28 protein-coding genes and 1 tRNA gene are annotated in these 25,301 nt (G+C 41.6%); 19 read left to right on the top strand and 10 right to left on the bottom strand.

Features of this window, described 5'->3' with window-relative positions; translation table 11 throughout:
- Positions 1-2: 2 nt before the first annotated feature.
- Positions 3-734 (top strand): 1-(5-phosphoribosyl)-5-[(5-phosphoribosylamino)methylideneamino]imidazole-4-carboxamide isomerase, encoded by a 732-nt coding sequence (gene hisA / locus HLH16_RS03290; protein WP_171528240.1) that lies wholly within the window; start codon positions 3-5, stop codon positions 732-734.
- Between the two features lie 80 nt (positions 735-814).
- The gene (locus HLH16_RS03285) at positions 815-1,717 is read left to right on the top strand and encodes a DMT family transporter (RefSeq protein WP_171528239.1); all 903 of its coding nucleotides are present in this window, start codon (positions 815-817) and stop codon (positions 1,715-1,717) included.
- Positions 1,718-1,895: 178 nt separating this feature from the next.
- On the opposite strand, the gene HLH16_RS03280 is transcribed toward HLH16_RS03285, so the two are convergent.
- From HLH16_RS03280 to HLH16_RS03270, 3 genes are read right to left on the bottom strand one after another with little or no spacing between them, the layout of a single operon-like run.
- Positions 1,896-2,288, bottom strand: coding sequence for a DUF4870 family protein (locus HLH16_RS03280; RefSeq protein ID WP_171528238.1), 393 nt, complete (start codon positions 2,286-2,288; stop codon positions 1,896-1,898).
- Positions 2,289-2,318: 30 nt separating this feature from the next.
- Positions 2,319-2,942, bottom strand: a complete 624-nt coding sequence (locus tag HLH16_RS03275) for a DUF1294 domain-containing protein (RefSeq protein ID WP_171528237.1) — start codon at positions 2,940-2,942, stop codon at positions 2,319-2,321.
- A gap of 15 nt (positions 2,943-2,957) precedes the next feature.
- Positions 2,958-3,908, bottom strand: coding sequence for a homoserine kinase (locus HLH16_RS03270; RefSeq protein WP_171528236.1), 951 nt, complete (start codon positions 3,906-3,908; stop codon positions 2,958-2,960).
- Positions 3,909-4,021: 113 nt separating this feature from the next.
- Between HLH16_RS03270 and hisF the strand changes: the two genes are divergently transcribed.
- Positions 4,022-4,780, top strand: coding sequence for an imidazole glycerol phosphate synthase subunit HisF (hisF, locus tag HLH16_RS03265; protein ID WP_171528235.1), 759 nt, complete (start codon positions 4,022-4,024; stop codon positions 4,778-4,780).
- Between the two features lie 358 nt (positions 4,781-5,138).
- On the opposite strand, the gene HLH16_RS03260 is transcribed toward hisF, so the two are convergent.
- Positions 5,139-5,750 carry a sterol desaturase family protein gene (locus tag HLH16_RS03260; RefSeq protein WP_171528234.1) on the bottom strand — a complete coding sequence of 204 codons (612 nt, stop codon included), beginning with the start codon at positions 5,748-5,750 and terminating at the stop codon, positions 5,139-5,141.
- A 103-nt stretch (positions 5,751-5,853) separates the two neighbouring features.
- Here HLH16_RS03260 and HLH16_RS03255 point away from each other — a divergent pair, with 103 nt between their 5' ends.
- Positions 5,854-6,855: an AraC family transcriptional regulator gene (locus HLH16_RS03255; RefSeq protein ID WP_171528233.1), complete on the top strand. Its 1,002-nt coding sequence runs from the start codon at positions 5,854-5,856 to the stop codon at positions 6,853-6,855.
- A gap of 130 nt (positions 6,856-6,985) precedes the next feature.
- Entirely contained in the window at positions 6,986-7,675 is a 690-nt protein-coding gene (aqpZ, locus tag HLH16_RS03250; protein ID WP_171528232.1) for an aquaporin Z, read from the top strand.
- Between the two features lie 76 nt (positions 7,676-7,751).
- On the opposite strand, the gene HLH16_RS03245 is transcribed toward aqpZ, so the two are convergent.
- Together HLH16_RS03245 and HLH16_RS03240 are read right to left on the bottom strand one after the other, a co-directional pair.
- On the bottom strand, positions 7,752-7,997 hold the full coding sequence (locus HLH16_RS03245) for a hypothetical protein (protein ID WP_171528231.1): 246 nt from the start codon (positions 7,995-7,997) through the stop codon (positions 7,752-7,754).
- Between the two features lie 69 nt (positions 7,998-8,066).
- Entirely contained in the window at positions 8,067-9,185 is a 1,119-nt protein-coding gene (locus HLH16_RS03240) for a DNA/RNA non-specific endonuclease (protein ID WP_171528361.1), read from the bottom strand.
- 254 nt (positions 9,186-9,439) lie between these two features.
- On the opposite strand from HLH16_RS03240, the gene HLH16_RS03235 reads away from it, so the two are divergent.
- Positions 9,440-10,159, top strand: coding sequence for a hypothetical protein (locus HLH16_RS03235; protein WP_171528230.1), 720 nt, complete (start codon positions 9,440-9,442; stop codon positions 10,157-10,159).
- Positions 10,160-10,248: 89 nt separating this feature from the next.
- Here the strand turns inward: HLH16_RS03235 and HLH16_RS03230 are convergent, their stop codons facing one another.
- Positions 10,249-12,129, bottom strand: coding sequence for a potassium transporter Kup (locus HLH16_RS03230; RefSeq protein WP_171528229.1), 1,881 nt, complete (start codon positions 12,127-12,129; stop codon positions 10,249-10,251).
- Positions 12,130-12,251: 122 nt separating this feature from the next.
- Between HLH16_RS03230 and HLH16_RS03225 the strand changes: the two genes are divergently transcribed.
- The 13 genes from HLH16_RS03225 to HLH16_RS03165 all read left to right on the top strand — a co-directional run bounded on the left by HLH16_RS03225 (position 12,252) and on the right by HLH16_RS03165 (position 21,885).
- A tRNA-Ser gene (locus HLH16_RS03225) sits at positions 12,252-12,341 on the top strand.
- 209 nt (positions 12,342-12,550) lie between these two features.
- Complete coding sequence (locus tag HLH16_RS03220; protein ID WP_171528228.1) at positions 12,551-13,840, top strand: tyrosine-type recombinase/integrase; 1,290 nt, start codon at positions 12,551-12,553, stop codon at positions 13,838-13,840.
- 103 nt (positions 13,841-13,943) lie between these two features.
- On the top strand, positions 13,944-14,636 hold the full coding sequence (locus HLH16_RS03215) for a hypothetical protein (RefSeq protein ID WP_171528227.1): 693 nt from the start codon (positions 13,944-13,946) through the stop codon (positions 14,634-14,636).
- A gap of 139 nt (positions 14,637-14,775) precedes the next feature.
- Positions 14,776-15,063, top strand: a complete 288-nt coding sequence (locus HLH16_RS03210; protein WP_171528226.1) for a helix-turn-helix transcriptional regulator — start codon at positions 14,776-14,778, stop codon at positions 15,061-15,063.
- Positions 15,064-15,065: 2 nt separating this feature from the next.
- Positions 15,066-15,281: a helix-turn-helix domain-containing protein gene (locus tag HLH16_RS03205; RefSeq protein ID WP_171528225.1), complete on the top strand. Its 216-nt coding sequence runs from the start codon at positions 15,066-15,068 to the stop codon at positions 15,279-15,281.
- On the top strand, positions 15,278-15,754 hold the full coding sequence (locus HLH16_RS03200; protein ID WP_171528224.1) for a Rha family transcriptional regulator: 477 nt from the start codon (positions 15,278-15,280) through the stop codon (positions 15,752-15,754). The genes HLH16_RS03205 and HLH16_RS03200 overlap by 4 nt, the downstream gene beginning before the upstream one ends.
- 3 nt (positions 15,755-15,757) lie before the next feature.
- Complete coding sequence (locus tag HLH16_RS03195; RefSeq protein WP_171528223.1) at positions 15,758-16,108, top strand: hypothetical protein; 351 nt, start codon at positions 15,758-15,760, stop codon at positions 16,106-16,108.
- Complete coding sequence (locus HLH16_RS03190; protein WP_171528222.1) at positions 16,101-16,499, top strand: hypothetical protein; 399 nt, start codon at positions 16,101-16,103, stop codon at positions 16,497-16,499. The genes HLH16_RS03195 and HLH16_RS03190 overlap by 8 nt, the downstream gene beginning before the upstream one ends.
- Complete coding sequence (locus HLH16_RS03185) at positions 16,496-18,628, top strand: DUF3987 domain-containing protein (RefSeq protein ID WP_171528221.1); 2,133 nt, start codon at positions 16,496-16,498, stop codon at positions 18,626-18,628. The genes HLH16_RS03190 and HLH16_RS03185 overlap by 4 nt, the downstream gene beginning before the upstream one ends.
- A 352-nt stretch (positions 18,629-18,980) precedes the next feature.
- Positions 18,981-19,430, top strand: a complete 450-nt coding sequence (locus HLH16_RS03180; protein ID WP_171528220.1) for a hypothetical protein — start codon at positions 18,981-18,983, stop codon at positions 19,428-19,430.
- Positions 19,431-19,463: 33 nt separating this feature from the next.
- Entirely contained in the window at positions 19,464-19,790 is a 327-nt protein-coding gene (gene ssb / locus HLH16_RS03175; RefSeq protein ID WP_171528219.1) for a single-stranded DNA-binding protein, read from the top strand.
- Between the two features lie 244 nt (positions 19,791-20,034).
- Positions 20,035-20,652 (top strand): surface-adhesin E family protein, encoded by a 618-nt coding sequence (locus HLH16_RS03170; RefSeq protein WP_171528218.1) that lies wholly within the window; start codon positions 20,035-20,037, stop codon positions 20,650-20,652.
- Between the two features lie 618 nt (positions 20,653-21,270).
- A complete protein-coding gene (locus HLH16_RS03165; protein WP_171528217.1) occupies positions 21,271-21,885 on the top strand; it encodes a hypothetical protein in 615 nt (204 codons plus the stop codon).
- 88 nt (positions 21,886-21,973) lie between these two features.
- Here the strand turns inward: HLH16_RS03165 and HLH16_RS03160 are convergent, their stop codons facing one another.
- The 3 genes from HLH16_RS03160 to HLH16_RS03150 all read right to left on the bottom strand — a co-directional run bounded on the left by HLH16_RS03160 (position 21,974) and on the right by HLH16_RS03150 (position 25,296).
- Entirely contained in the window at positions 21,974-22,363 is a 390-nt protein-coding gene (locus HLH16_RS03160) for a DNA-packaging protein (RefSeq protein WP_171528216.1), read from the bottom strand.
- A 73-nt stretch (positions 22,364-22,436) separates the two neighbouring features.
- Positions 22,437-24,617, bottom strand: coding sequence for a hypothetical protein (locus HLH16_RS03155; RefSeq protein ID WP_171528215.1), 2,181 nt, complete (start codon positions 24,615-24,617; stop codon positions 22,437-22,439).
- A gap of 4 nt (positions 24,618-24,621) precedes the next feature.
- Positions 24,622-25,296 carry a glycoside hydrolase family 24 protein gene (locus tag HLH16_RS03150; RefSeq protein ID WP_171528214.1) on the bottom strand — a complete coding sequence of 225 codons (675 nt, stop codon included), beginning with the start codon at positions 25,294-25,296 and terminating at the stop codon, positions 24,622-24,624.
- Between the last annotated feature and the right edge of the window lie 5 nt (positions 25,297-25,301).

The following is a 25,301-nucleotide window of genomic DNA, read 5'->3' as shown; positions in this document are numbered from 1 at the left end:
GCATGCTGATCATCCCTGCAATTGACCTGAAAGATGGCAAATGTGTCCGTTTAAAACAAGGCCGTATGGAAGACGATACCGTATTTTCAGACGATCCAGTTGCAACTGCACAGCATTGGGTAAATGAAGGCGCGCGCCGCTTACATTTGGTTGATTTAAACGGTGCTTTTGCCGGAACGCCCATCCATAAACCTGTGGTTGAAGCGATTGCTAAAGCTCAACCTGACCTTCCAATTCAAATTGGGGGTGGTATTCGCTCGTTTGAAACCATCGAACATTACTTGGATGCCGGCGTATCTTTTGTGATTATCGGGACTAAAGCAGTTCAAAATCCTGAGTTTGTTGAAGAAGCATGCAAGAAATTTGCCGGTCACATCATTGTCGGTATCGATGCCATGAATGGCATGGTGGCAACGGATGGCTGGGCCAATGTTACTGACATTAAAGCCACCGATCTTGCCAAACGTTTTGCAGATGCAGGTGTATCGAGCATTGTTTATACAGACATCGCCCGTGATGGCATGATGCAAGGTGTAAACATCGAACAGACGGTCAATCTTGCAACCTATTCAGGTTTGCCAGTCATTGCTTCTGGCGGTGTAACCAATCTTGATGACGTTCGCAATTTAAAAGGCCAACCGGGCATTTTAGGTGCGATTACCGGTCGTGCAATTTACGAAGGCACACTGAACCTTCGTGAAGCGCAATCACTTTGGGATGACCAATCTATTTAAGATTTGATCCCTCCTAAAGAGGTCTTCGGACCTCTTTTTTATTTTTTAGATTCTCAGATGAATTTCTCCCTCGTGTAAATATGTCAAACACTCCTTCCGGGTTTAAAACCAAAGCCCCGCAACTTGCCTTAATTTTGATTACCATGATTTGGGGTGGGTCTTTCCTTACCGTGCAATACGGTTTAAATTTTGCCAGCCCGATGTTTTTTGTCGGCTGTCGTTTTGCTGCAGCGATGTTATTTGTCTGTCTTTTTTCATGGAAAGATTTAAGCGGTATAAATCTGAAAGAAATTGCTGCAGGTGCGTTGATTGGCTTGGTGATTGCCATTGGCTATGGTACCCAGACGATTGGATTGAAAACCATCAGTAGCAGTGAATCGGCTTTTTTAACTGCATTGTATGTGCCTTTAGTGCCGATTTTATTATGGCTGTTGTTTCGTAAAACGCCACAAATCATGACTTGGTGCGGTGCAGGTTTAGCTTTTCTCGGTTTAGTATTTTTAACCGGCAATGGCTTTGGTCAAATCCAGCTGAACTTTGGGCAGATCATTACCATTCTCGGTTCAATCGCCATCGCCCTTGAAATTATTCTGATTGGTTTCTTTGCGGGTAAAGTCAATGTCCGCCGTGTGACCGTAATTCAACTGGGTTTTGCTTCTCTTTTTGCTTTTTGCATGATGCCGCTGGCGAATGACACTTGGAATCCGGTATTTTCATGGCCACTTATTATCATTCTCTGTGGACTGGGATTGGCCAGTGCAGCCATTCAACTGGTGATGAACTGGGCACAGCGTGAAGTTGCCCCTTCACAAGCGGCGATTATCTATTCGGGTGAGCCAGTTTGGGCTGCCTTGATTGGCCGTATCGCAGGTGAACGTTTACCCTTACTTGCCATACTTGGCGGTGCTTTAGTGGTATTGGGCGTGATTGTCAGTGAATGGAAACCGAAATTTTTAAAGAAAAATAAAGAAGTGAATCCTTAAAAATTTAATTACTCTCTATAACCCTCACCCTAGCCCTTTCCCATAGGGAGAGGGAACAAACTAAATTAAGAGATGAAGAGTACTGCTCTGCAAGTGAGAAGTAAGCTACCCATTTTTTAAAACGATGTTATTTATAAAAAAAAGCAGCTTTACGCTGCCTTTTTATGATCAAACATTGTTATTGATACATTGGCTCATTATCATTCAAGCGAATAATGCCTTTGATGGCACGATAGACGATCCAGATCCAGGAAATCCCAATAACACTTAGACAGAACGTGGTTGCAATAAGTGCCACACCCGCGAAAAGATCAGTATTTTCACCGGTAAAAAATAAGAAAAAGAACGGAATAAAAGCGATAATATTCCAGAATAAATACCACCAGAAGGTCCGAATTTGCCAGGTAAAATGGCTTTCAAAAATAGAGCCGCGTACATCGCTGCGTTTGACATAGTTAATGATTAATGCAATGACCGCCAGTAAGCCACCTGAAAAAATAGCAATAATATAAAGGATATAAAGAATTAAAGTCAGGGTACGATTAGAATCTTGATCTATAGAATAATTCATTGTTATACCTTTTAAAGTAATTATTCTCTTTTAAAATTTAATGACATTTAAAGGAGAAATCAGCCATAAAATCAAAAGAATGTTTAAGGCTATGGTACAAAAATAAATCTTTCTAAACGGTTGTTTTTGTGTTTTATGGCGCATTTTTTCCTGTGCCAGCCATGCTGTAGGCCAGCCCCCAAGAAAGGATAAAATATGCAAAGTTTGCTCAGGCACACGGCGATTGCCCAGCAGAGCTGCCTCTTTATCTTGGGCATACATCCAGTAAGTCAGGGCATTAATAATGCTGATAAACAGCAACACCATACCACTCAACATTCCCAATAGGGTGAAAACAGCCAAAGCCAAAATATAACCCACACAGGCGATTTGCATGGGTTTTAATTTTTTTTGTTGTACATTTACATTTTTCGGTTTGGGCAATATTTTTTGTGTCTGCGATGCTTTGAGATACATCACCTGTTGCGCACGAAAACGCCCTTCCCCATCCAGCAATACCGTGTATTCAAGTGCACAACCAATAATAGGACGTGGACCTTGACGAGCAAAATCCTTAATGTGTAAAAACACGCGATCTTTCGAGGTATCATTCGGTTGAATAAAACCATAGCCTTTCTCATCAAACCATTCGACTAATCGCCCCTGATCGCGCATTTTTATTTCCTATTTTTAAGCAGTCACAAATTTTAGTCTCTCTACCAGCATATTACGCATCTCTTGTGGATTTTTCTGCAAAATATCATCTCCAGTACGTCCCTGCTGTGCATTTTTTTGTGCAACTTGTAAACGCATTAGCCAAAACCGAGCTGCTGCCATAGCCAAATATAGCTCTAAACAGGCTTTTTCATCAGTCGTTAATGGACGTACAGTTTCATACGCTTCCAAGAAAGCTTGTGCCTTAATTTCGTTTAAATGCACGTCTGGATATTCGGTACAAAAGTCATTTAAAGTAATGGCGATATCAAACAGAAACTCATCTTTATTCAGTTCGTAAAAATCCAGAATACCTTTTAATTCGTTACCTTCAAACAAGGTATTGTCGCGAAATAAGTCTGAATGAATAAAACCTTTAGGACGGTTGGGATAGACCGCAGTTAAAGCCTCATACAGACCCAGAACTTCACTCAATAAAATAGCATCTGCAGGATTTAAAGTCGGTTTTAATTCTTTAGCGACTTGTAACCAATAATCATGATTACGATATTCTGCACGTTCTAAAGGAAAATCTTGTAATGCGATATGCATTTTCGCCTGGGCAATGGCAATCGCTTGTGCTTGTTCCACAGTCGATGGCATCGGGTGTTGACCGATCATGCGTGGTGCAATTTGAGCAGGCTTATTTTTTAGAGTATGAATAGCTTTACCATAATAATTTAGGGGCACTGGCACCGCTAAACCATTTTTGCCTAAATGCTCAAGTACTGGAACCAACTCGCCTGCGCCTTGCTCATCCATCTCTTCAAATATAGTGAGTACATACTGCGTAGCATTTTTACAAACTAAAAAATAGTTTGTATTCTGAATACCTCCTTGAATTGGAATCAGGTCAATCACCTCTAATCCATAAGGTGCTGCAAAAGCCTGAACTTCCTGTAAAGTCAAAGTGGTATAAACCGACATAGAAAACCTGCAAAAAAACTCACATAATTTTGATAGAATACATTCTCCAACTACCAAGGTGTAGCACCTTCGTGGCGAAGTTTCATAATCGGCTGTTATTTTTGGAAAAAATTATGCTTGCTAAACGTATTATTCCTTGCCTTGACGTAGATAATGGTCGAGTGGTGAAAGGTGTGCAATTCCTTGATATTCGTGATGCAGGCGACCCGGTTGAAGTTGCACGTCGCTATAACGAACAAGGTGCCGATGAAATTACCTTCTTAGACATTACTGCAACCTCGAGCGGCCGTGACACCACTTACCGTACTGTTGAGCGTATGGCAGAAAGTGTATTCGTTCCCTTAACCGTGGGTGGCGGTGTGCGTAAAGTCGAAGATATTCGCTCATTACTCAATGCGGGTGCAGATAAAGTCAGCATTAACTCGGCTGCGGTATTTAATCCAGAATTTGTACAAGAAGCATCGCAACGCTTTGGCGCACAATGTATTGTAGTCGCCATTGATGCGAAAAAAACCGGTGAAAATAAATGGGAAATTTTCACTCACGGTGGTCGTAAACCTACCGGTATTGATGCCATTGAATGGGCTGTTAAAATGGCTGAATATGGCGCAGGTGAACTGCTGATTACCTCTATGGATGCGGATGGCACCAAATCGGGTTACGACCTCAAATTAATGCGTCAAATCAATGATCGCGTGAACATTCCTACCATTGCTTCGGGTGGTGTCGGCTGTTTACAACATTTAGCGGATGGGATTTTACTCGGCGGAGCAGACGCAGTTTTGGCAGCGTCTATTTTCCACTTTGGTCAATACACCATTCCTGAAGCAAAACAATATCTGGCAGCACAAGGCATTGAAATGCGTCTCTAAAATTTTAATGATTGGTCATGTAAAAAGAGTGTTTTAATAACGCTCTTTTTTATTTTAATAAAGCCAGAATAAAATTTGAGATAAAAAAAAGGAGTCTTAGAGACTCCCTATAAACCAAGAAAACTACAGCGCGTGGTTTCTTGCAACATAAAACAAAAGATATATACACTGACCAGGTCAAGTTTGCTTACAACTTAACGATGCAGCAAATATAGAATAAAAAAGCAGTGGAATATTGACCATCAATGCCAAAAATATTGACAATTTACGACATGACTTTAAAAAGTGAGTATTGATAGTCCATTTAAAATCAAAAGGTGTTTAAACTCGCTAAAATTAAAAACCATAAACGCTAGCTTTATTTCTCAACCGATAATGGAGGCACTTTTTCTACCCATTTTGCTGGAAAGTAAGTCTCTGCCACAAAATTCAATACCTTTGAAAGAGGTTGAGGCAATGAGATGCCCAGCGGATTCTGTTCTTGCAAATCTTTCGATGAAATCACCCGGGTTCCGAGCACATAATCAAACCAAGGTTTGGTCACACACCAATTGGCATCCTGATTAGAATTCATATGATGATCATAATGCCAGGGAATTTTTTTCATTGCCCAGTCTGGCTCTAAATGGGCACGGCGATGAATATAATAATAATTACAGGCACTATAGACTGCGGCGAAAGCCATGCCTTTCGAGACAGGATAAAACATTAAACTGGTGCTCGTCGCCACTACTGCCAGAGAAACGATTTCATTTTTAGTGCGCCAGTTTGAAATGCCTTCGACATAGCCATGATCATAAAAATCTGTTTTTCGTACTTCACGATGATGCTCCCAATGCGATTTCATACTCTCTGGCACAGGGCTATAACGCGGCTTTCCAGTACGATGCGTACCATGCAAAATATATTTATGTGCAATCCATTCAAAGCCATTGGCCACCACCAATCCAACCAAAAAACCTTTCCACATATCAGTTCTCCTTCAATTGTATTGAATATAGGCCATGAACTGTGCTAAATATTGACCATAATATAAAACTTCATTGACAAATTACGACAATAAAAAGATCAATATGCAACAATTCAAGGATTACACAGGCTCCGTTTACGGAGGACTTGGACATTTACTTTATGCCTATAGCCAGGCTAAAGGCATAACTATTTCTAAAAAACTGGAACAAATTCAAAACTTGGAACGTTTTGAATTCGGTGTTTGGCGTGACTTACTGACGGATATGCAACAGCATATTCAAGTGCCTGCACTGGGCTTGGATATTGCCGAATTTGTACAACCCAAACATCTCGGTATCCTTGCTTATATTGCGCTGTCCTGTAATACCTTGGGGGAAATGTTACAACGTTATCATGATTTTCACCGCTTGATTTACGATGGCAGTGCTTTACATGTCAATATGCAGGGTGACTATTTAACCATTGGTTGGGGGGATATTCCCTTTCATATGACCACCCAACTCACCCATGAAATTTCGATCGCCTTGCTGTTTCAATTTGTGAAACACTTCATGGAATTTGATGATATTCATCTGCATGAGGTTCATTTTGTTCATCCAGCACCGAAGAATATCGCGCTATATGAGCAATATTTCCGTTGTAAAGTTCGCTTTTCACAACCGGTTGCGCAAATTGTTGTCCCTGTTTACGAGCTTGCCAGACCTTTTCAGCAAGGTGATCAAACCCTGCAACATCTGCTGATGCAACAAGCTCAAGCGCTGTTGGACAAGCTTCCCAATTCCACCCAACTGGATCAACGTCTACAACAGGCAATTTTAACTGGCTTACAAAAAAACCTGTATCAAATCGAACCCATTGCCCAGCAATTAAACATGTCGGTACGCCAACTGCAACGCCATTTACAACAACAAGGCACAAGCTATCAACAGCGCATGCAGGAAGTTCGACATCTACTGGCAGAACAATATTTAAAAGATCCGCATTTAAGCCTGCAAGACATTGCTTTATTGCTAAGCTATTCTGAACAAAGCGCCTTTCAACGTGCTTTTAAACAATGGACTGGCTATACACCACAACAATGGCGACAACAACAATATTGCTAAAATCGAGTCCCGGTCATACCAGTGTCATGTCTATTCATCATGTTGGAATTGAGAAATGTTCAATTTCTCGATAAATATAAAATGTCACCTGAGATTATTAAAAAAATTTATAAAAAATCTGGAGAATAAAATGAATAAATATCTTGCTGAATTGATTGGGACATTCTGGCTGGTGTTTGGTGGTTGTGGTAGCGCGGTACTTGCAGCAGCCTTTCCTGATTTAGGCATTGGTTTCGCCGGCGTAGCGCTGGCTTTTGGTTTGACCGTGCTGACGGGTGCCTATGCCTTGGGTCATATTTCTGGCGGACATTTTAATCCTGCAGTCAGTATAGGCTTATGGTTTGGTGGCCGTTTCGATGCCAAAGACCTGATTCCCTATATTATTTCCCAAGTCATTGGTGCCACCTTAGCGGCGCTGGTTTTATATGTCATTGTGCAAGGTCACGCTGGTTTTGTCGGTACAGGTGGATTTGCCAGCAATGGATTTGGTGAATTATCTCCGGGTAAATATTCAATGACCTCGGCTTTAATCATTGAAGTGGTACTCACCGCTATTTTCCTGATAGTAATTATGGGTGCGACTGACAAACGTGCACCTGTAGGTTTTGCTCCTATTGCGATTGGTCTGGCTTTGACCCTGATCCATTTAATCAGTATTCCAGTGACCAACACCTCGGTTAATCCAGCACGGAGTACCGGCGTTGCTTTCTTTGCGGAAACAGCTGCGTTAAGTCAGCTTTGGCTATTCTGGGTCGCTCCGATTTTTGGTGCCATTCTTGGCACGCTCATTTATAAAGTAGTGGCCTCGGAAAAAGATTAAAATATCACCCATAAAAAAGCTCACATCAGGTGAGCTTTTTTATGTTCCATGTGGAACATTTTGTTTTTATAGCTATTTATAAAAATGGATTTTCAATTTCCTGTTCATCTTGACGATCCATTTTCTCCGGCAAATTGGGTTCGTTCTCTAAGGCACTGACCACATCGTTTAAAAATGCCTGTAAAGCCTTAGCAGCCTGTAAGCCAGCCTGGTCTTTAGTCAGCTGCAAATTGCCATAAATACTGACACAATCTTCTTGGTTTTCTAAAGTGAGGTCGTGAATAGCATGCGATTCGGTACCATTTACAAAAGGCTTGAACATTGTATTCTCACTGATCTTTGTTGTTATTTAAAAAGTAGGATGATTTCCCTCATCCTACCTAAAAAAGGCTTATTTCAACAACTGTAAAATGTAGTGTAAAAGTCCTTCAATCAATTGTTTAACAATCGTATCTTGAGTATTGGGATCAATCGTTGGTGCCACATTCTTGTTCTCACCCGCTGCTGTAGTCGTAGCGGTTGCAGACGAGCTTAGCGAAGAAGATTTAAACTGTTTTTGCAAAGTGCTAAGTGCATCTGCACTAACTTCTTCGGCACACTGGCTTTCTGCATCCCAATGTGAATAGGCAATTTTCTGCGTCGCTTTGACCGCACTTGCCTTTAATGGCAAATTGTAAGTATTGCGCTTTTGGTCTTCTGTTAACTGAGGAAAAATATTAATTCCTGTGAGATCTTCCAATGCACATATACTGATCACATGCACTTTTGGTGCAGTATCTTTCAGGGTATTGTCGGCATAGTACACCCCTGCAGCCCCTGTTTTTGGCATATATATGGCTTTGTAGGTCGCTGTTGGAACAATGACCCCCTTACCAATCGTTTTGAGTTTTTTCGCAGAATATATTGGCCCTGTGACTACATAAACTTCCTGCTTCTGCTTGGTCACAATCGCCCGCGTAGCTTCCTCTAACTCACGCCAGACCTGCTGATTATTCTTAGGTGCTTGCGGCACCATATTGGCGAGAGAAAAGCTGTCATATTGCGCAGCTTTAGTGGGCATATCTGCATTCGGTGCCATATGTCCGCGGTCATAACCTGATGCTTTATAATCCGCTAATGTCGCCTGATGCTCCACTTTGACTTTGGTTTCTTCATGAAAGCTATCTTCACGCGGAATTTTTTGACTTAAGCGTTGTGGGGTCAAAGCTTCTGCAACCCACAAAGGCGTTTTCGACACCCCTGAATACATTACATTAAAACCATTAAAACACAGTGGATAGGTATTTTTATTGAGACTTTCTTTTTTTAAATAAGGTGGAATATCACGATAAAACTGATCTAAACAAGCCGAATTTGATGAAGATGGCAATGAAACAAATTGCTGGATTTTTTCTTGTCCAAACGCAATCGCAAAACTACTGGTCGCGACCAAACCTAAAATAATTTTTAAACTATTTTGATTTAAAAGTTGAACCCAAGATTTACCGGTTTTACGTTTCTTAATTGCCATTTCTAGATAAACACTCATTTTCCATGAGCTTAACAAGCACGGAAAATGAAGTATATGTAGCGAAAGTTGTTTGTTTAACATTTAAGCAAAACATGGTTAACAAAAACACAGTTGTTGTAACAGTATGTCTCATTTTCTAAAGCTTTTATAAAGACTCTTAATGGCTTTACGTATGTTTGATTGAAAAACCGATCCTCATTATGACAAGGTAAAAATACGCAAGATTCGGAATTATTATTTCTACGGAGTATTTTATGCATTCGAAGGTGTTAGGTTTAAGTTTGGTTACAGGACTAATGAGTGCAACTGCATTCGCAGAACCCGCAATTCAACCTGGCGATTCTTTAGAAAGTTTATCTAAAGTTAAAGTGACTACTACCGTGAATGGTCAAGCAGGTTCAATTCAAGATTTAGTGACAAGTGGCCAAATCCGTATTGTCGATGCAAGCCAAATCGCTGCTGAACCGACTCAAGCTGGATCTGAGACACAACAAGTACAAACCAATTTAGCTGCAGATGCATCACAAGCCGCACCACAAGCTGCGAATATAAATACAACAGCACAAGCAGTTGAAGCATCACCTGAGCAAGCAAACGCCCCTGCTCTCGAGCAAACAACTCAAGCTGCACCTGAAAGTGCGGATCCAATGCAGCCCAATGCTGAATTAGCTGTACAACAAACTGAACAAGTGATGGATCAAGAAGCTGCAGCTGCACAAGCGCCAGTGAATGATGCCAATGAAAATGTGGCTGCTGCGCCTGTCAATGCTACGGATATGTCGCAAACAGATGTAACCAACGAGGCTATCGCTGCGGCACCGATGAATACTGCTGAAACAAATGAAGCATTTGCTGCTACACCTGAAGCTACACAGCCAAGTGATGCGGTACAAGCAGCACCTGAAGCTGATGTTACAGATGCACCAGTAAATGCCTCTCCAGGAGCGCCGGCTGCAGAACAAACAGAGAACTAATCACTCTCTCGTTTTCAGGGCTTTCATCCTCCAAATAAAAAACCAAGGATTTTCTACCTTGGTTTTTTATTGTCTGTCATTTCTGGTCGTTAAATTTCGATTTGACTGCCCAGCTCGACCACGCGATTGGGTGGGATTTGATAAAAATCGCTGACTGGACTGGTATTGCGTTGCATGGAAATAAACAGTTTTTCACGCCACGGAGATAAGCCATCTCCGACTGTATGAATCAGTCGATCACGTGAAATAAAGAAGCTCATTTGCATCATGTCGAAGTCAAAACCTAACTGTTGATATGCCTGTTCCAGTGCCTCTGGAATATTGGGCTGATCTTTAAAACCGTAATACACTGAAATACGATAGAAACGCTCATCCAGTTTCTCGACTTTATTACGCTCTTCTTCTGCCACATAAGGAATATCACGGGTGATGACTGTCACCATAATATTCAACTCATGCAGTACTTTATTGTGCTTAATATTGTGCAACATGGCATGTGGCACAATATTTGGCGTACCGGTCAGGAATACTGCAGCACCCGGAACAAAGTGTGTTTCTGCACTCATGCCAATACTTTTGATAAACAGATTGATCGGCAACGCATCTCTTTCCAAACGTGCAAGTACAATTTCTCGTCCTGCTTTCCAGGTCATCAAAATGGTATAAACCACTGCACCAATCAAAATTGGTACCCAACCACCGGCAATAATTTTCAATGATGTTGATGCCACAAAGACAAAATCAATCAGCAAAAAGGGTACGGCAAATAACAGAACTTTCCACACTGGCCAACGCCAAAAACCATAGGCCAGGAACGAAATTAAAATCGTACCGCACAGCATGGTCATGGTAACGGCAACCCCATAAGCACTGGCTAGGTTGGCACTATTTTCAAACAATAAAATCAGGATAATCACCGAAATGAATAACACCCAATTGATGAACGGCAAATAGATTTGACCTTGTTCAACATCCGAAGTGTGATGCACGGTTAAGCGCGGCAAATAGCGCAGTTGAATCGCCTGATTGGTCATTGAGAACACGCCAGTAATGACCGCTTGTGATGCAATGACTGCCGCTGCAGTTGCTAAACCAATCATGGGAAATAAAGCCCAATCCGGAACCAGCATATAGAATGGATTGGCAATTGCATCTGGGTTACGGAGCAACAGTGCCCCCTGTCCTGCATAGTTAAACAGTAGACAAGGTAAAACAATGATGAACCAAGCGAGGCGTATCGGTAAGCGACCAAAATGTCCCATATCCGCATATAAGGCTTCACCCCCGGTTATGGTCAGAATCACTGCACCCATGGTCAGGAAAGCCACATACGGTTGATGGACAATAAAGTTAAAGGCCCAATGCGGGCTCACCATGGTCAATACAAATGGCGTTTGGATAATACTCCACACACCCAGTGCACCAATAGATAAAAACCACGCCATGGTTAAGGGGCCAAAATATTTCCCCATGGTCGCCGTACCATGCCGTTGTACGAGAAACAATCCAGCCAAAATACCAATCGCTAAAGGCATTAACCATTGGTTAAACATGGGTGTCGCGATACTCAAGCCTTCAATGGCTGACAAGACAGAAATTGCCGGGGTAATAATGCCATCGCCAAAGAACAGCGATGCCCCAATGAAGCCTAAAGCAATCAGATAAATCTTTTTGTTCTCGGCAATACGTGAGGTCCGCAGGTTCAATGCCAATAATGACATAATCCCGCCCTCACCATTATTGTCTGCACGCATAATGAGGGTGACGTATTTGAAACTAATCGTCAGCATCATGCACCAAAAGATCAGCGACAAAATTCCAAGCACGGAGGCCTCAGTGATAGCGAGATGGGCGGTGAGGAAACATTGCCGAAGGGCATACAATGGACTGGTACCAATGTCTCCGAATACAACCCCAAGTGCTGCGAGGGTAATCACAGGTAAGGCGGCTTTCTTTGCAGTACTTTGCATATTTTGTCTTCGTTTGTAGACACAATTTTTTCGCCATCATATCACCGAGAAAAAACTTTTGCTTTAAATCAATTGTTTCAACTTGGCAGAGTTGATTTTTTTAGTTATCATCGCGGCGCAATGGTGAGGTGTCCGAGTGGCTTAAGGAGCACGCCTGGAAAGTGTGTATACGTTTGCGCGTATCGAGGGTTCGAATCCCTCTCTCACCGCCAAATTCGACTTTTACGGTAGTTTACCGTAGTGCAAAAGGCTTGATTCCAAAGGGATTGAGCCTTTTTTACGCCCGATACACTACGATGGATAACTGTAGTATACCGACAACTTTGTCGGTATATTTGTCGGTATAAATTCAAATCAGCTAAATTTTGACCACCAAACCAAAGAAGTGCTGATTTTGTACCGACAACCAGGAGAAATCAGAATGGCAAAACAGTCTAATAAGCTGACTGCTAAAGAGGTCAAGAACCTTAGCTTTGATGTGAATGGGGCAAAGAAGCAAAGACATCCTGACGGCGGTGGCCTGTATTTATTGATTGATGATACCGAAGCGAAATATTGGCGTATGGATTACCGTCGACCAGTGACGCAAAAATACAATACCCTTGCAATTGGTACTTATCCAACCATTAGCCTTGAACAGGCTCGAGCAAAGAGAGAAGAATTTAAAAAGATGCTGGCGGACGGTATCGACCCAGCCGAGCAACGCAATAATAAAAAACGTGAGCAGCTCGAAACCCTAGAAAACACCTTTAGTAAATTTGCAGCAGAATGGTTAGAGATTCGCAGACGTGAAGGAAAGGTGGACAGTGAAACAATACGCAAACTTGATAAAGACATACTTCCCTTTATTGGTAAGTTACCAGTAGCACAACTAACCACTGAGCAACTAGAACGTGATGTAACCGATGCACTTGTTGAACGTGGTGCGCTTGAATCGGCTAGACGTGTGAAGTCAATTATCAATATGGTGCTTAAACTTCCATTAAAGCGCCGAATCATCACCTACAACCCTGCTCCAGACATTAGCCTGCCTCAACCAATCAAGGGCAATCACAATGCTGTGACGGATGAGAGAGAATTAGCCGATCTACTCCGTAAAACGTGGCACTTAACCAAAGACTTTCCACGTACACGGATCCGAACTGAGTTAGCAATAAAGTTATCAGCATATATCTATCAGCGCCCAGGGGAAGTCAGAACCTTACTATGGGAATCAGTAGATTTTGAAAACAGATGCTTGTCGTTTGCTGCAAGTAAAACGAATCAAGACCACATAGTGCCGTTATCAATTCAAGCTTATGACATTCTCAAAGAACTTGAGGAGCTGCGGACAACTTCAAAATATGTATTTCCAAGCGTCAAAACTTCATCTGAGTGCATGAGTGACGGCACTCTAACCCAAGTATTAAAACGAGTAGGTTTTAAAGGACAGCACACAGTACATGGATTCAGAGCAACAGCGAGAACGCTGCTCGATGAAGAAATTGAATACAGAACCGATATTGTAGAACACCAGCTTGCACACAAGGTTAAAGACCCAAACGGTACAGCTTACAACCGAACTAAGTTTTTACGCCGCAGACGCGAAATGATGCAGCTATGGTCGGATTATCTGGACACCCTTCGTCAAGGCGGGGATGTATCGAAGTTTAAGCCAAATGATGACAGTGAAAATCTGATTCAATTCAAACAGAACACTAAAACCGCATAATTTTCGGTATTATCAAATTGCTAGGTATAGGAGGCATCCGACAAGCAAGTACCCAACTTGTTTACCTAGCTACTTTTGGGGATGCTGTGGGAGGCACAAAAACATGATCAAGTCATTCAATGTTCCTACTGTTTCTATAAGCGAAGTCCTAAGCTTAGAAGGGAAACATTACGATTTCTTTAGAAAAATATTTGATAAGGTCTGTACCCTTTCTACCAGACAAGCTAAAGACGGCGAAATAACTAGGCAGGTGTTTGAAAATATTTTAAAACTGGAGAATGTGCCTTACGCTGATAGCTATATCAAAGACTTTATGAGTTATGTTGAGTTTTGGTCACCAGAGAGTCAATCATCGGATTTTTTGGTTCACTTCTACGCTCTAGATACTTTAGATGCTGCTTATAAGTACTGCTGCCAAGAAGATGCAGCTAAGAGCAATAACTCATTACACAGATTAGTTTTTGGCCCAGATACTCATAACTATCTTGTTGATGTAATCGATTATTTATCAGACCTAGAAGAAATTTCAGCAACGCATCTCACCGATAAAATAGCTAAGCACTTTATAGACAAAGCCGTAGAAAAAGCAATCCAAAAAGAAAGAGCACCTCAAAAGAAAGGTGGAGATTACAGAGCTGAAAAACATTACAGACCTAAAAAAGAGATTGTTTTTAAAGCTTGGGAATCTCATCAATTTCATGGTTATGCTGCATGTGCTCGACATTTTGCCCCAATACTAAATCTCTCACAGGGCACAATAGAGGGATGGCTCAGCAGAAAATACAGTAAAAAATAGATTTACCCTGTCTGCTAGCAGACTACCCATTGTGCTAGCAGACTAACCATTGTGCTAGCACATAGATTTTAAACCTTAATTATCAACAACATAATACCTCTAACGCCGTTGCACTACGGCACACAGTTAGAGGTTTTTTATGTCTGCTCAACAACAAGCTACTGCTCCAAAAGGTTTTTACCGCATGTCGCGCCTTGCGACTACTGCTGCACGCAAGGAACGCAAGTACACCACCAAAGAAGGAACAACTCGAATCATCAAGGCACGTCCTGAGCGTCAAGGCTTACTTCCAATGGGTGAAACAACCATATGGGACAAGGTGCGTGCTGGCGAGTTCCCTGCCCCGATCAAACTAACTGAACGCATCACCGCATGGCGCATTGAAGATGTTGAAGCATGGATGGCTTCAAAAGGATTGGAGGCTTGAGCATGAGTGAAAACCATCAAGCCAAAGTTTTGGCACATCTTAAAAATGGCAAGACTCTTAGCCAGGCAGAGGCTATTAATCTGTTTGATTGTTACCGCCTGAGTGCTGTGATTAAGCGTTTACGCAATGCTAGGCATGACATCGTCACGCACAGCGAACCCAACCTTAACGGCAAAGGCAGCCATGCACGATATGAACTGAAGGAGTGGCAAGCATGAATAAAAAACTCACTATCTCCAGTTTAAAGTTTTCTAAAGATTTTGGCTTACATCATAAAAATGTACTTCGTACTATTCGTGGCTTCAAATGCTCTAAAGAATTTAACGAGCGCAACTTTGAGCTGGTTGAATACACCGATGCTAAAGGTGAAAAACGCCCGATGTATGAAATCACTCAACAGGGCTTTACCTTCCTTATTTCTCGAACTTCAGGTCGTGTAAATGACCAATATATTGAGATGTATATCAATGCTTATGAAGAAATGGCCCAGCAATTAAGCCATGAAGAAGAATCACTTCATTACCAGTTAAACCAATTCACTTTGCAGTATATGTACGCTGAAGATGGAGCGAGTAACGCTGGGCGTGACCTCCAGTACTTGGGGAAAAAAGTTAAGCCCGAGCTTCGAAGAAAGATTCAGGAATTAATGGATAAGATTCAGTTGAAATTGCCTTTATTGGGGGGAGTTTGAAGTATGAAAGACCTACCCCTAAACATATTAAAACTGTTTTTAGCCTGGGCAATAGCTGTTTTTCTTGTTGCAAGCTATGGACGTTCCGCTTATGCTAATACCGTTCACCCACATGGTGAATCAGTTTTGACAGACTGTAAATTCTCAAACGGCGTACATTCCGCTCCCTGCGGTTTTTTTGTGCGTAAAATCTCTATGCATTCGCATGTTATGGCGGAGCTGGAGAGGGACACATTTATGTGTGCAGGTATCCGTTTGAGCCTGTCTGTCAACCCTTTTCAGCTTTGCCACCATTATTTGACAGTAATAGGCAAGGCTCCTTTAAATTCAGACGGAGCGCATTCTCATGCCTAAATCTATCTCAAATAAAACAGCTCAAGACTTTTTGGAAAATTCTCAAGTCATTCTTGAATCATTAGAAGGCTCGATATTTCGCTTATATGTGAGCTATGACCAGCACGATATATCCGATGCCAAAGCGAAGGCAATGCTTAGTGTATGTGAAATGCTGGCAAGTGCTGCTTTAGAAGATATTGAAAGTGCGAGCGCAAAAACAATACTAGATATATCAATGATTGTTAGCCGAGCCACTGGCATCTTATACACGCTTGAAGAATTGTCACGTTTAGACTTAGCCAAAGGCTATACAGCAGCAGCTATAAACGGATTAACCCTAGCTTGTAGCTCATTAAATGAATTATTAGAAGTTGCGGTAGATTATGTAATGAAAGGGGGTGCTGTATGAATGCAAAACTCCCTTGCGATAAAACTGCAATTACTTTGGCAGTCAGCACCGATCCAGTAACAGGCACTAAAACCGAATATCATTCTCTTGAAGATTTTGCTCAAAGCTGTATTGATGAGAAGGCTTTTAAGGTTAAACCTGAGAGTTATATTTGTTCTGAATTGCCAGAATATAACTGCGAAGAATGTGAAGCGCTCCCCCTGGTCAATCCTCAGCAATTGACTGAAGTCATCGGGTATGGAATCAGAGGTATTGCCAAGAAATACGACATTAGCCAGACACCTTGTAAAGAGATTGACTCTAAAAAAGTATCTTTTTCGATTGGTAAAAATGGAGTATTTGCAAGCAACACAAATAATAAATATATGCCGTATGTCTTAGGTACAGACAATATAGATTTATTTGTGCAACTTGCGAAGGCTGGAGAGGCCATTGTGCTTCATATGGATATTGATGCAGCGTATCAGATTATAAACAACAGTATGCCGGAATCAATACTTAGAATGATGGTGGGCTTTAATCCATCCAAACATAATCAGGATTTATTTGTTCAGGTAAATGAGAATTTTAAGACACTTTCAACCAATCAGATTAAGCAGTTTTTTACTGAAAAAAAGCAGCAAATCATAAAATCAATTGAATCTGATTCATCTGTACAACCTCAAGTTGAGGAGATTCCAGTAAATCTGAAGGTAGATAATTCAGGAAGCTGGCAGGCTCCAGTGAGCCTGAGAAATGACACTTTAATTCAATCAAAACCTTATCCTATTAATGAACTTCCTGAAGTTGTCAGAGAGGCAATTTTAGCCACCACTGAATACGTTCAAGCTCCCCTAGCAATGGCAGCTCAATGCGTTTTAGCCAGTATTTCATTTTTAGCACAAGGTAAGGTGAATGCACCTAGAGAAACCAACAGGGAGGGAATGCCTTCCTCTCTATTTTTCTTAACTGAAGGTGGTAGCGGTGGGCGTAAGTCATCATGCCAAAAGCTGGTTGAGCTACCGATCCGGGAGCATGAGCGCCAACAGAATGACGAGTACAAAAAGGTGCTGGACGATTGGAACGCTAGGTCAAAAACAATTGAATCAAAAGAGTTTGCTCAATGGACGTTAGATAATCCAAGACCAACCGATCCGACCAGTATTTTTTCAGACATTACTATCGAAACCTTAACCAAGTTTTATATTAAAGGAATAGTTAAAAATGCTTCGTTAAGTAGTGATGAGGCCGGACAGTTCTTTGATGGTCACACCATGAAAGGCGACACAGCCAAAAGCGCCTTAGGTACATTCACCAAGTTGTTTGATGATGGATATTGCCAGAGAAATCGGGCGTCATCTGATGATAATGGAACAGCCTATGATGTTCGCCTGACCTTCAACCTACTTGGGCAACGAACGGTACTTGCTAGTGCGCTAAATGACACAACTTTAAGAGGACAAGGCTTTTTACCTCGATTTATTTTAACTGCTCCAGAGAGCATTGCTGGACAAAGAACGCATACGGTTGAGTTTAGACAAAAGCTGAAAAACTCACACAATGACCCTCGATTAACTAAATTTTGGAATCGTTGTAGAGATATTTTAAAAGATGAGTTACCCGTCCTTTTGAATGATTCAGGAGAGGTTTCATACTTCCCTGTGATGCAGCTATCGAATGAAGCAGAGCTACTGGAACTTGAGTTCTACAATGAGTGTGAGATTTTACAAGGTAGCGGAAAACAATTTGAATTTATGCAGCCTTTTGCCAGTCGTGCAAATGAACTTGCCAGACGTTTAGGAGCGGTCTTAGCTTACTTTGAAAACAGGTCTGAAATTGATTTAGAAACCATGCGGGCAGCTTGCGCCGTCATTCGACATTCATTGTCTGAGTGGTTCAGGTATTCGGACATTGAGGTTGCTGATGAGAGTGATTCTGAGAAGCTGATTAAGTACCTCTTAACCAAATGCAAAAAGGAAAAAACCAACCTGTTGCAAAGAACGATAGCAATGAAAGGCGCACCACTTCAAATAAGAAAAGCGAAGGAGTTCGACCCTTGTTTAAACGAGTTAATCGAGTTCAATTATGTTCGACTGGTGACCATTAACCGATCCGCTTACATTGAATTGAATCCGGCATTGCTGAAATAGTTGCGATTTTGCGTTTTTTGGCTGAAACCCTTGTGGTGTAAGGTTCTCCATGTCGCAAAGGGTGTGCGATTCCAATGCGATGTATGCGACATGAACCGGTAAAAATCGCACGTGCCGCATACGAATCGCAAGGGTAATGCGATACGGAAAGCTAGACAGGACAAGGCTTACACGGAAAAATCGCAAAATCGCAAAAAATCTAGAAAATATAAATTAATAGGTCTGAATAATGGCAGATTTAAAACAGTGTCACAGTGATGAGCCAGACAAGTTCATCGTTAGGTTTGACGATAATATTAAGAAAGCGTTAGAGCTTCTCTTTAGAGCCAGATTGCACCAGTGTTTTATATATATGGGCCCACTTGATGAATTGTGCTGGGGTGGAGAAGGTACGCTTCCACATGAATTTTTAGATGAGGTGGCAGATCATAGCGCTGCACTGGTTGAATACTTCCAGTACACAGATAGATATATAGGCCACTTCTTTACTCGAGCGTTTGACGGGTATCTGTATTGTCTTAATCAGATGCAAAAATCCTTTGATGATGTCAGTGTATTGTCCTGCTATGTTCCGGTCCTGTATTGGCGCTCTACCATTAAGACGGCGCTACAGCTCAGTGATGCGGAGTTGAACATTATCCAAGGGATGTTAATTCACTATGAGCTCATCAAGTACCTGGATGACTCAAACACGATTCTAACCACCTCAGAGCAAGAGCTAATTAACCACTCAATGAATGAGGACGCATGTGCTGACTTGAACTTTTTGCTGACCAAACCTAGACAGTTTGTTTATTGCTAAATAACAAATAATTTAATAATTGAGGGATAAGAGATGGCTAACTTAAATAGAGTGACAGTGATGGGTATTTTGGGTCGTGACCCTGAAACTAAGAATTTCCCCAACGGTGGCAGTATTACAACATTCAGCGTTGCAACTTCCGAGCATTGGAAGGGCAAGACCACTGGCGAACGTAAACAGGCTACAGAATGGCACAGGATTACCACCAACAACCGTTTAGCCGAGATTGCCAGTAAGTACCTCAAGAAAGGCGGAAAGGTTTATATCGAAGGCTCATTGCGTACAAGGAAGTGGAAAGACCAAAGCGGATCAGAAAAGGAAATAACCGAGATTAGAGCCGATGAGCTGCAATTGCTTTAAATGATAATAGCTCCCTTCACTGGGGGCTTTTTAATGTCGATAAAAAAGCAATAAATCGACATGACAGCGATAACGTGTCGATGCGAATAACTAAAAACGACTAGAAATAACTAACCCCAGTTAGATCAAGTTAGATCATGAAAATCTATTTAGATTCTCTATACACAGTCCTTTGTGATAGCTGCATAATAAATCGACCAAACTTATGTGCTATAAATTTGATTATTTTAATAAGGGGGTAATTATGAAAAAAATAGCTTTGACTTGGTTAATCTCATTGGTGTGTGGTGGTGTCTATGCTGCAGATTGGGTCGCCATTGGGAACGGTCAAGATGGGGATGCATATTATGTTGATTTTGACTATTACAAATATGATAAGAAAACTAATGCAGCTGACATGTGGTTTAAAAAAGAAAGGCAGAATGGATCCACATACTTCACACACAAAAAATCATTATCTAGATTCTACTGTGGCAGCAAAACTTACAGAACATTATCTGCAATAACGTACCTAGCATCAGGAGAGGCAGAAAATACCTATAGAGACAATTATCTACTCCCGGCAGAAACCGTATTTCCAGATACAACCGGTGAGCTTTTATGGGATGTTGCATGTGCAACGCCTGCAAAAGGCTTGGATTTTAAGTATGCGAATTTAGAAGATTTTAACGACTATCATGAATATCAGAGAGCATCTTATGCATACCTGAGAATGAAGCCTCAGCCAAATATTCAATTTTTCGGCCAATTAACACCACATGTAAAAATAGAGAATTACCATAGTTACGATGAATATCTTAAAGATGTGAAAATAGAACTAGATAAATTGAGAGAACAAAATATTATTAAAAATTATAAATAAGCCACCCTCGGGTTGTTTTTAATATTGGAGAGATGTGCTCATAACTGAGCGCATTTTTACGCTGAGTGGCGAACGCAATTTTGCGCTGGCTAAAACTGTAGTTTTTTGTAGTAGCAATGAACTACGAAAGTTTCGTAGTAGGTCAACGCAATTTTGCGCTTTGCTTTGAAAACAATAAGGTATGGTCAAGATGACCACCCCCAAATTTTTGGGAACTGATAATTACACAAATGGCACTGAGCGCAATTTTTCGCTGAGTGGAGTATATCCAAATCTGGATACACCCTATTGGGGGGCATGTCCAAATCTGGACAGACCTCAAAATTGAGGTTTGCAAGTGACTATCAGGTACTCACAAAGATAACCACAAATTTGAGGGCATCTATTTCACCTGCATGGCTTTCAGAGATTACTGAGACTCAAAATATTGGCATCTCTTAACTACAATTTTTGTGTAGTAACTAGCTAGTAGATAGTCGGTTACTGCTGACGGCGCAAAATTGCGCTTTCATAAATACCCGCATAGCTCTATTAATACCGATCTGGCCATTCAAACCTACGCCGTAAATTGATTAAAATTAAATGATATATCCCCATCACTACAGAAAGAGAATAACAATGAAATATCTTATTTATATTGCGCTAATTGCACTGGCAACAAATAGTTATGCAGAGGAATGGGGTGAAATTGGAGAATCTTATGATGGTACAAAACACTATTACGATATTGATTCGTTAAAGAAACTCAATGGTTACAAATTTGAGTTTTGGCAAAAAACAGTAGATAAGCAACAAACCACATTACAAAGGTCTCAAGTCGATTGTGTAAGTGAGACATATACTTTTAAAGAAGCTTATATTTATAAAAAAAGTAATGTTGAGCCTGTTCCCGACCAAAATTTAGTAATAACTCCTCCACCTGGTACTGCTGCATATTTAACACTTGAAAGGGTTTGTAATTATGGAGTTGCACTCGAATTTAGTAAATTAAATATGCCGAAGAGAGAGGATTATCAGGATGACGTTCAGTTCGAAATGCAAAAAATCATTGCTTTCGGCTTCGGTGATTATGAAATAGATGATGAGTTTATCAACGACTATTTGGCTATGTGGGCCAGTGTAGAGAATGAAAAAATAATTTATAGAAAATTTGTTAAAATTCTAACCAAAATTGATGAGCTCAAATTAAAGTACATTCACTTAAAATTAAATGAAAAAAAATCTTCTTACTAAAATCATCTCAATTATCTTTCCAGACCTTAGTTTCGAGAGAATCTTTCCCTAGATTTCTCTCTATTCAGGATTGCAACACAGCATGAAATCAGTGAGGTAATTCGTTTGGCTCATCATCTTCAAATATGATTTTAAATGCCGGCTGCACATTGGCACTAATATCCATCTTCTGCTTATCAGAATACCCATGATTGGCCAGCATCAGCTTAACAATGGTGCTGTTCATTGAACTACCTAAGCCGCCGTCAATCAACATCATCTCCTGCTTCATCTTGATAGCGTCTAACGTGTCCGAGAAGTCCTTATCTTTTCCTGCCCATTCATACAGACTAGAGCGTGATGCACCAAGATAACAGCCAAGTCCTGCAACGCTTGGAACGGTATTACCAACGTCCTCAAAGCCTCTGATTAAGTATTCTTTGGCCTTGGCAATCACTTCATCCGTTAAACATGTTGGTCTGCCGAGCTCTTTTTTCATTATTTCCACCCCTACCTCAAATTTGAATCCAATAGAGGCCTAAGCGATTGCTTAAACCTCATATCTTTAATAATTATCGAGAGACCTGATTAGCACCACCAATAACGCCAAGTTTGGTCAGTTGCTCAATCACTGCCTTCTCACCATTGCCATATCTCATGTTGTTAAGTGTGGCTTCTGGGACCTTAGTTCCGCTGGTAATGGATGGTTTTAAAGCATTATTCACCTTGACGGCGTTAGCAGCTCGCTTGAATGGTCCTGCCACGTACTTCACACCAGGTAAGTCCACCACCCCTAGAAAGAAGTTCATTAAGGCTGCAGAGGTGTTCGAGTTGTTTACATAGGAATGAGCAGGCTGAGTAACCAGATAATGCCCCGCCATGCCAATATCTTTAATTTTCAACACCTCCTCAGGTGAGAACAAGGTGTTAAGTCTGCGGTCACCGATTGAATCAAGTACACGCTTCATCCCTGCCGGACTAAACTGCCCATTTTGATTAATGGACTGGTTGGAGATATGTTTCAACACCTGGCCTTTAATATCTGCAACTGACTGCGGATCTACGTTGTTAAGTAAATCTACTGTCTTTTTCAGTTCTGCTACGTTGCTATTCAGGACATGCTTTTGAAATAACTTGTCAGGCTCAGTTCCTTTAATCGCGTCTTTGAGCAGCGGGATGCTTTCGATTTGCTGAGCGTTAAACTTATTGGCATTACGTGCAAACTGGTACGCCGTTGCTGCGTCATTACCACCAGTAGCAGCCAGATTGCGCATAGCTTCAGATTGTCGTCCTTCCAGCGCATCACGGACCACACCAATTGCATAAGTTGCACTTGTAGGCTGACCATTTTGTAGAGATGCTTTGTACTCACGGTTTAGGATCTTAACAAGCTCCTCCGACTTGCCCAGGGTGAAGCTATCCGGGGTCTTTTCAATGTCCTTAATAATCTTGCTTACGCTTGGCGGTAAGCTAGACATGGCGTATTGCTCGTCCAGTTTAGTGATAGCGTCATTCGCAAAGCCACGGCCATCCAATACAGCATCATTGCCCGGTGTTTTTCGTGCATTGTCATAAGCAGCGTTAATGAACTGCTTGTTTTGCGTATTCTGGGCCTTTAAAGAAGTAACCGCGTTTTGTGCAGCACCATAAGCATCATCGGCCTTTCCGCCTGTATTGGTGGTCACATCATCAAGTAAGCCAGTGAGCACCTGGTTATCTTGTATCAGCTTTTCACGTAGCGGATCGCCAGCACCTTGAATCTTGGCAAGCTCTGCCTGTTTCTGCCATAGTTTCGGGTCACCGGTAAGCTGTGCCTTGGTTGGTCGGATGCCGACACGGTCAAACACTACTTTACGGGCCACCGCTTCCTGGTTAACTGCCTTGCCTGACTTTAACGCTGCTGCAACGTCTTTGCGCAATCCATTCACAATGTTGTCTGACAGGTCTCCAATATTAATATTTCTTTGCTTTAGTGCCGCCTCGATTTGGTCGTCAATTGTTTGGCTCACACGTGTTTGAGCTGCAGCCTTAACGCTTGGCACAGTCTTTTGAGCAACCTTGGCAATACCTTTACCAACCTTGTCACCAGCTACTGCACCAACTGCACCGCCCGCAGCACCCGCAGCAACATTCAAGCCTCGCTGCCCTGCATTTTCAGCGAAACCAGCACCACCAATTGCACCACCAACTAAAGCATTTTGAGCCAATACTTTAGCACCAGGGCCAGATAGAACCTTTGCTGTACCAAAGCCTTTTGCTGCTGCAGAAACTGGAAGTGTCGCCACTGTTTGACCAATAAAACGACCAACATTCATGCCAGCACCACTTTCTTTACGTGTTTTCTCGTAAAACGCCTTTTCTTCAGCTTTGGCTTTGGTGAATTTGCCATAGTCGTTAGTATCGAAATTTGTGCCAAGATTAATATTGGATTGCTTTGCAGCTCTATCTCCAGCCCATAATGCGCCTTGCTTTATGCCGCTAAAAATATCATCCATGCCCGCACCAATATCGACAAGTAGGGATGGTTTTTCAGGTTTTGGAGCGGGTTGTGGTTTTGGTTTGGGTTTGGAATCAATAAACTTAACTTTTAAGCCAAGTTGCTGTGCGATTTGATCTTGTGTAAATCCTGCTGCACGCGCTTGTTTTACCCGATTATTAAAATCTGAATTTTTTCGCAACTCGTTCCAGATTTCAGAATCTTTGTAATTCGCCTGTTTTGCTCTTGCAACTCTATCTTGAAGTTGTGATGCCATAATTCTAATCCTGTGTAAGCACGCCTTGTTGCTGTCCTCTCAAGGCATTTAAATCGACATACTGAGATTGCGTATTTTGACGTAGCGCATTCAAGTCAACATACTGTTGCTGCTGCAACTGTCCTCTTAAGGTGTTAAGGTCAACATACTGTTGTTGTGGTTGCTGCTTCTTTCTTAGGGCATTCAAATCAACATATTGAGCTTCATAGCTTTGCTGTGATTGCGATGAATATCCACCAAGAAGCTTATCAATTTCTGCTTGTGAGCGTTTTGGTTGTGCATAAGGAGATGAAGGTAGTGATGCCCAAGTGCCACCAGACTTTCGCACTGCTGTCTGATAATCACCTTTTAGGACGTAAGGCAGCGCACCATTTTGCATAAGCAATCCGATAGCTGCAATATCTTGAGATTGTGGGGAGAAGTCCTTCAATCCATAGCGCCTAGAAGTATCATCCCAGGTTGGTTTTAAGAACTGATAGCGACCTGCAGCCGTGGTTTCATTCATCTTTCCATCAGTCTGTTTAAATTGCTTTCTGACATTTGGGTGTGATGATAAGTTGCCAAAACGCTCATTCCCAAAAATGGTGTTATAGCCATGCTTCACACCCTCAGCACTAGCAATTACATCAAGCATCTTTCGGACATTTGGATTGTTTAAATACTGCTGAGGATTGGTCATGTTTC

Source organism: Acinetobacter sp. ANC 5378, assembly GCF_013004315.1.
In the GTDB taxonomy this organism is placed as follows: domain Bacteria; phylum Pseudomonadota; class Gammaproteobacteria; order Pseudomonadales; family Moraxellaceae; genus Acinetobacter.
Note: the sequence above shows the minus strand (reverse complement) of the source record. Positions and strands in the feature narration are given on the sequence as shown.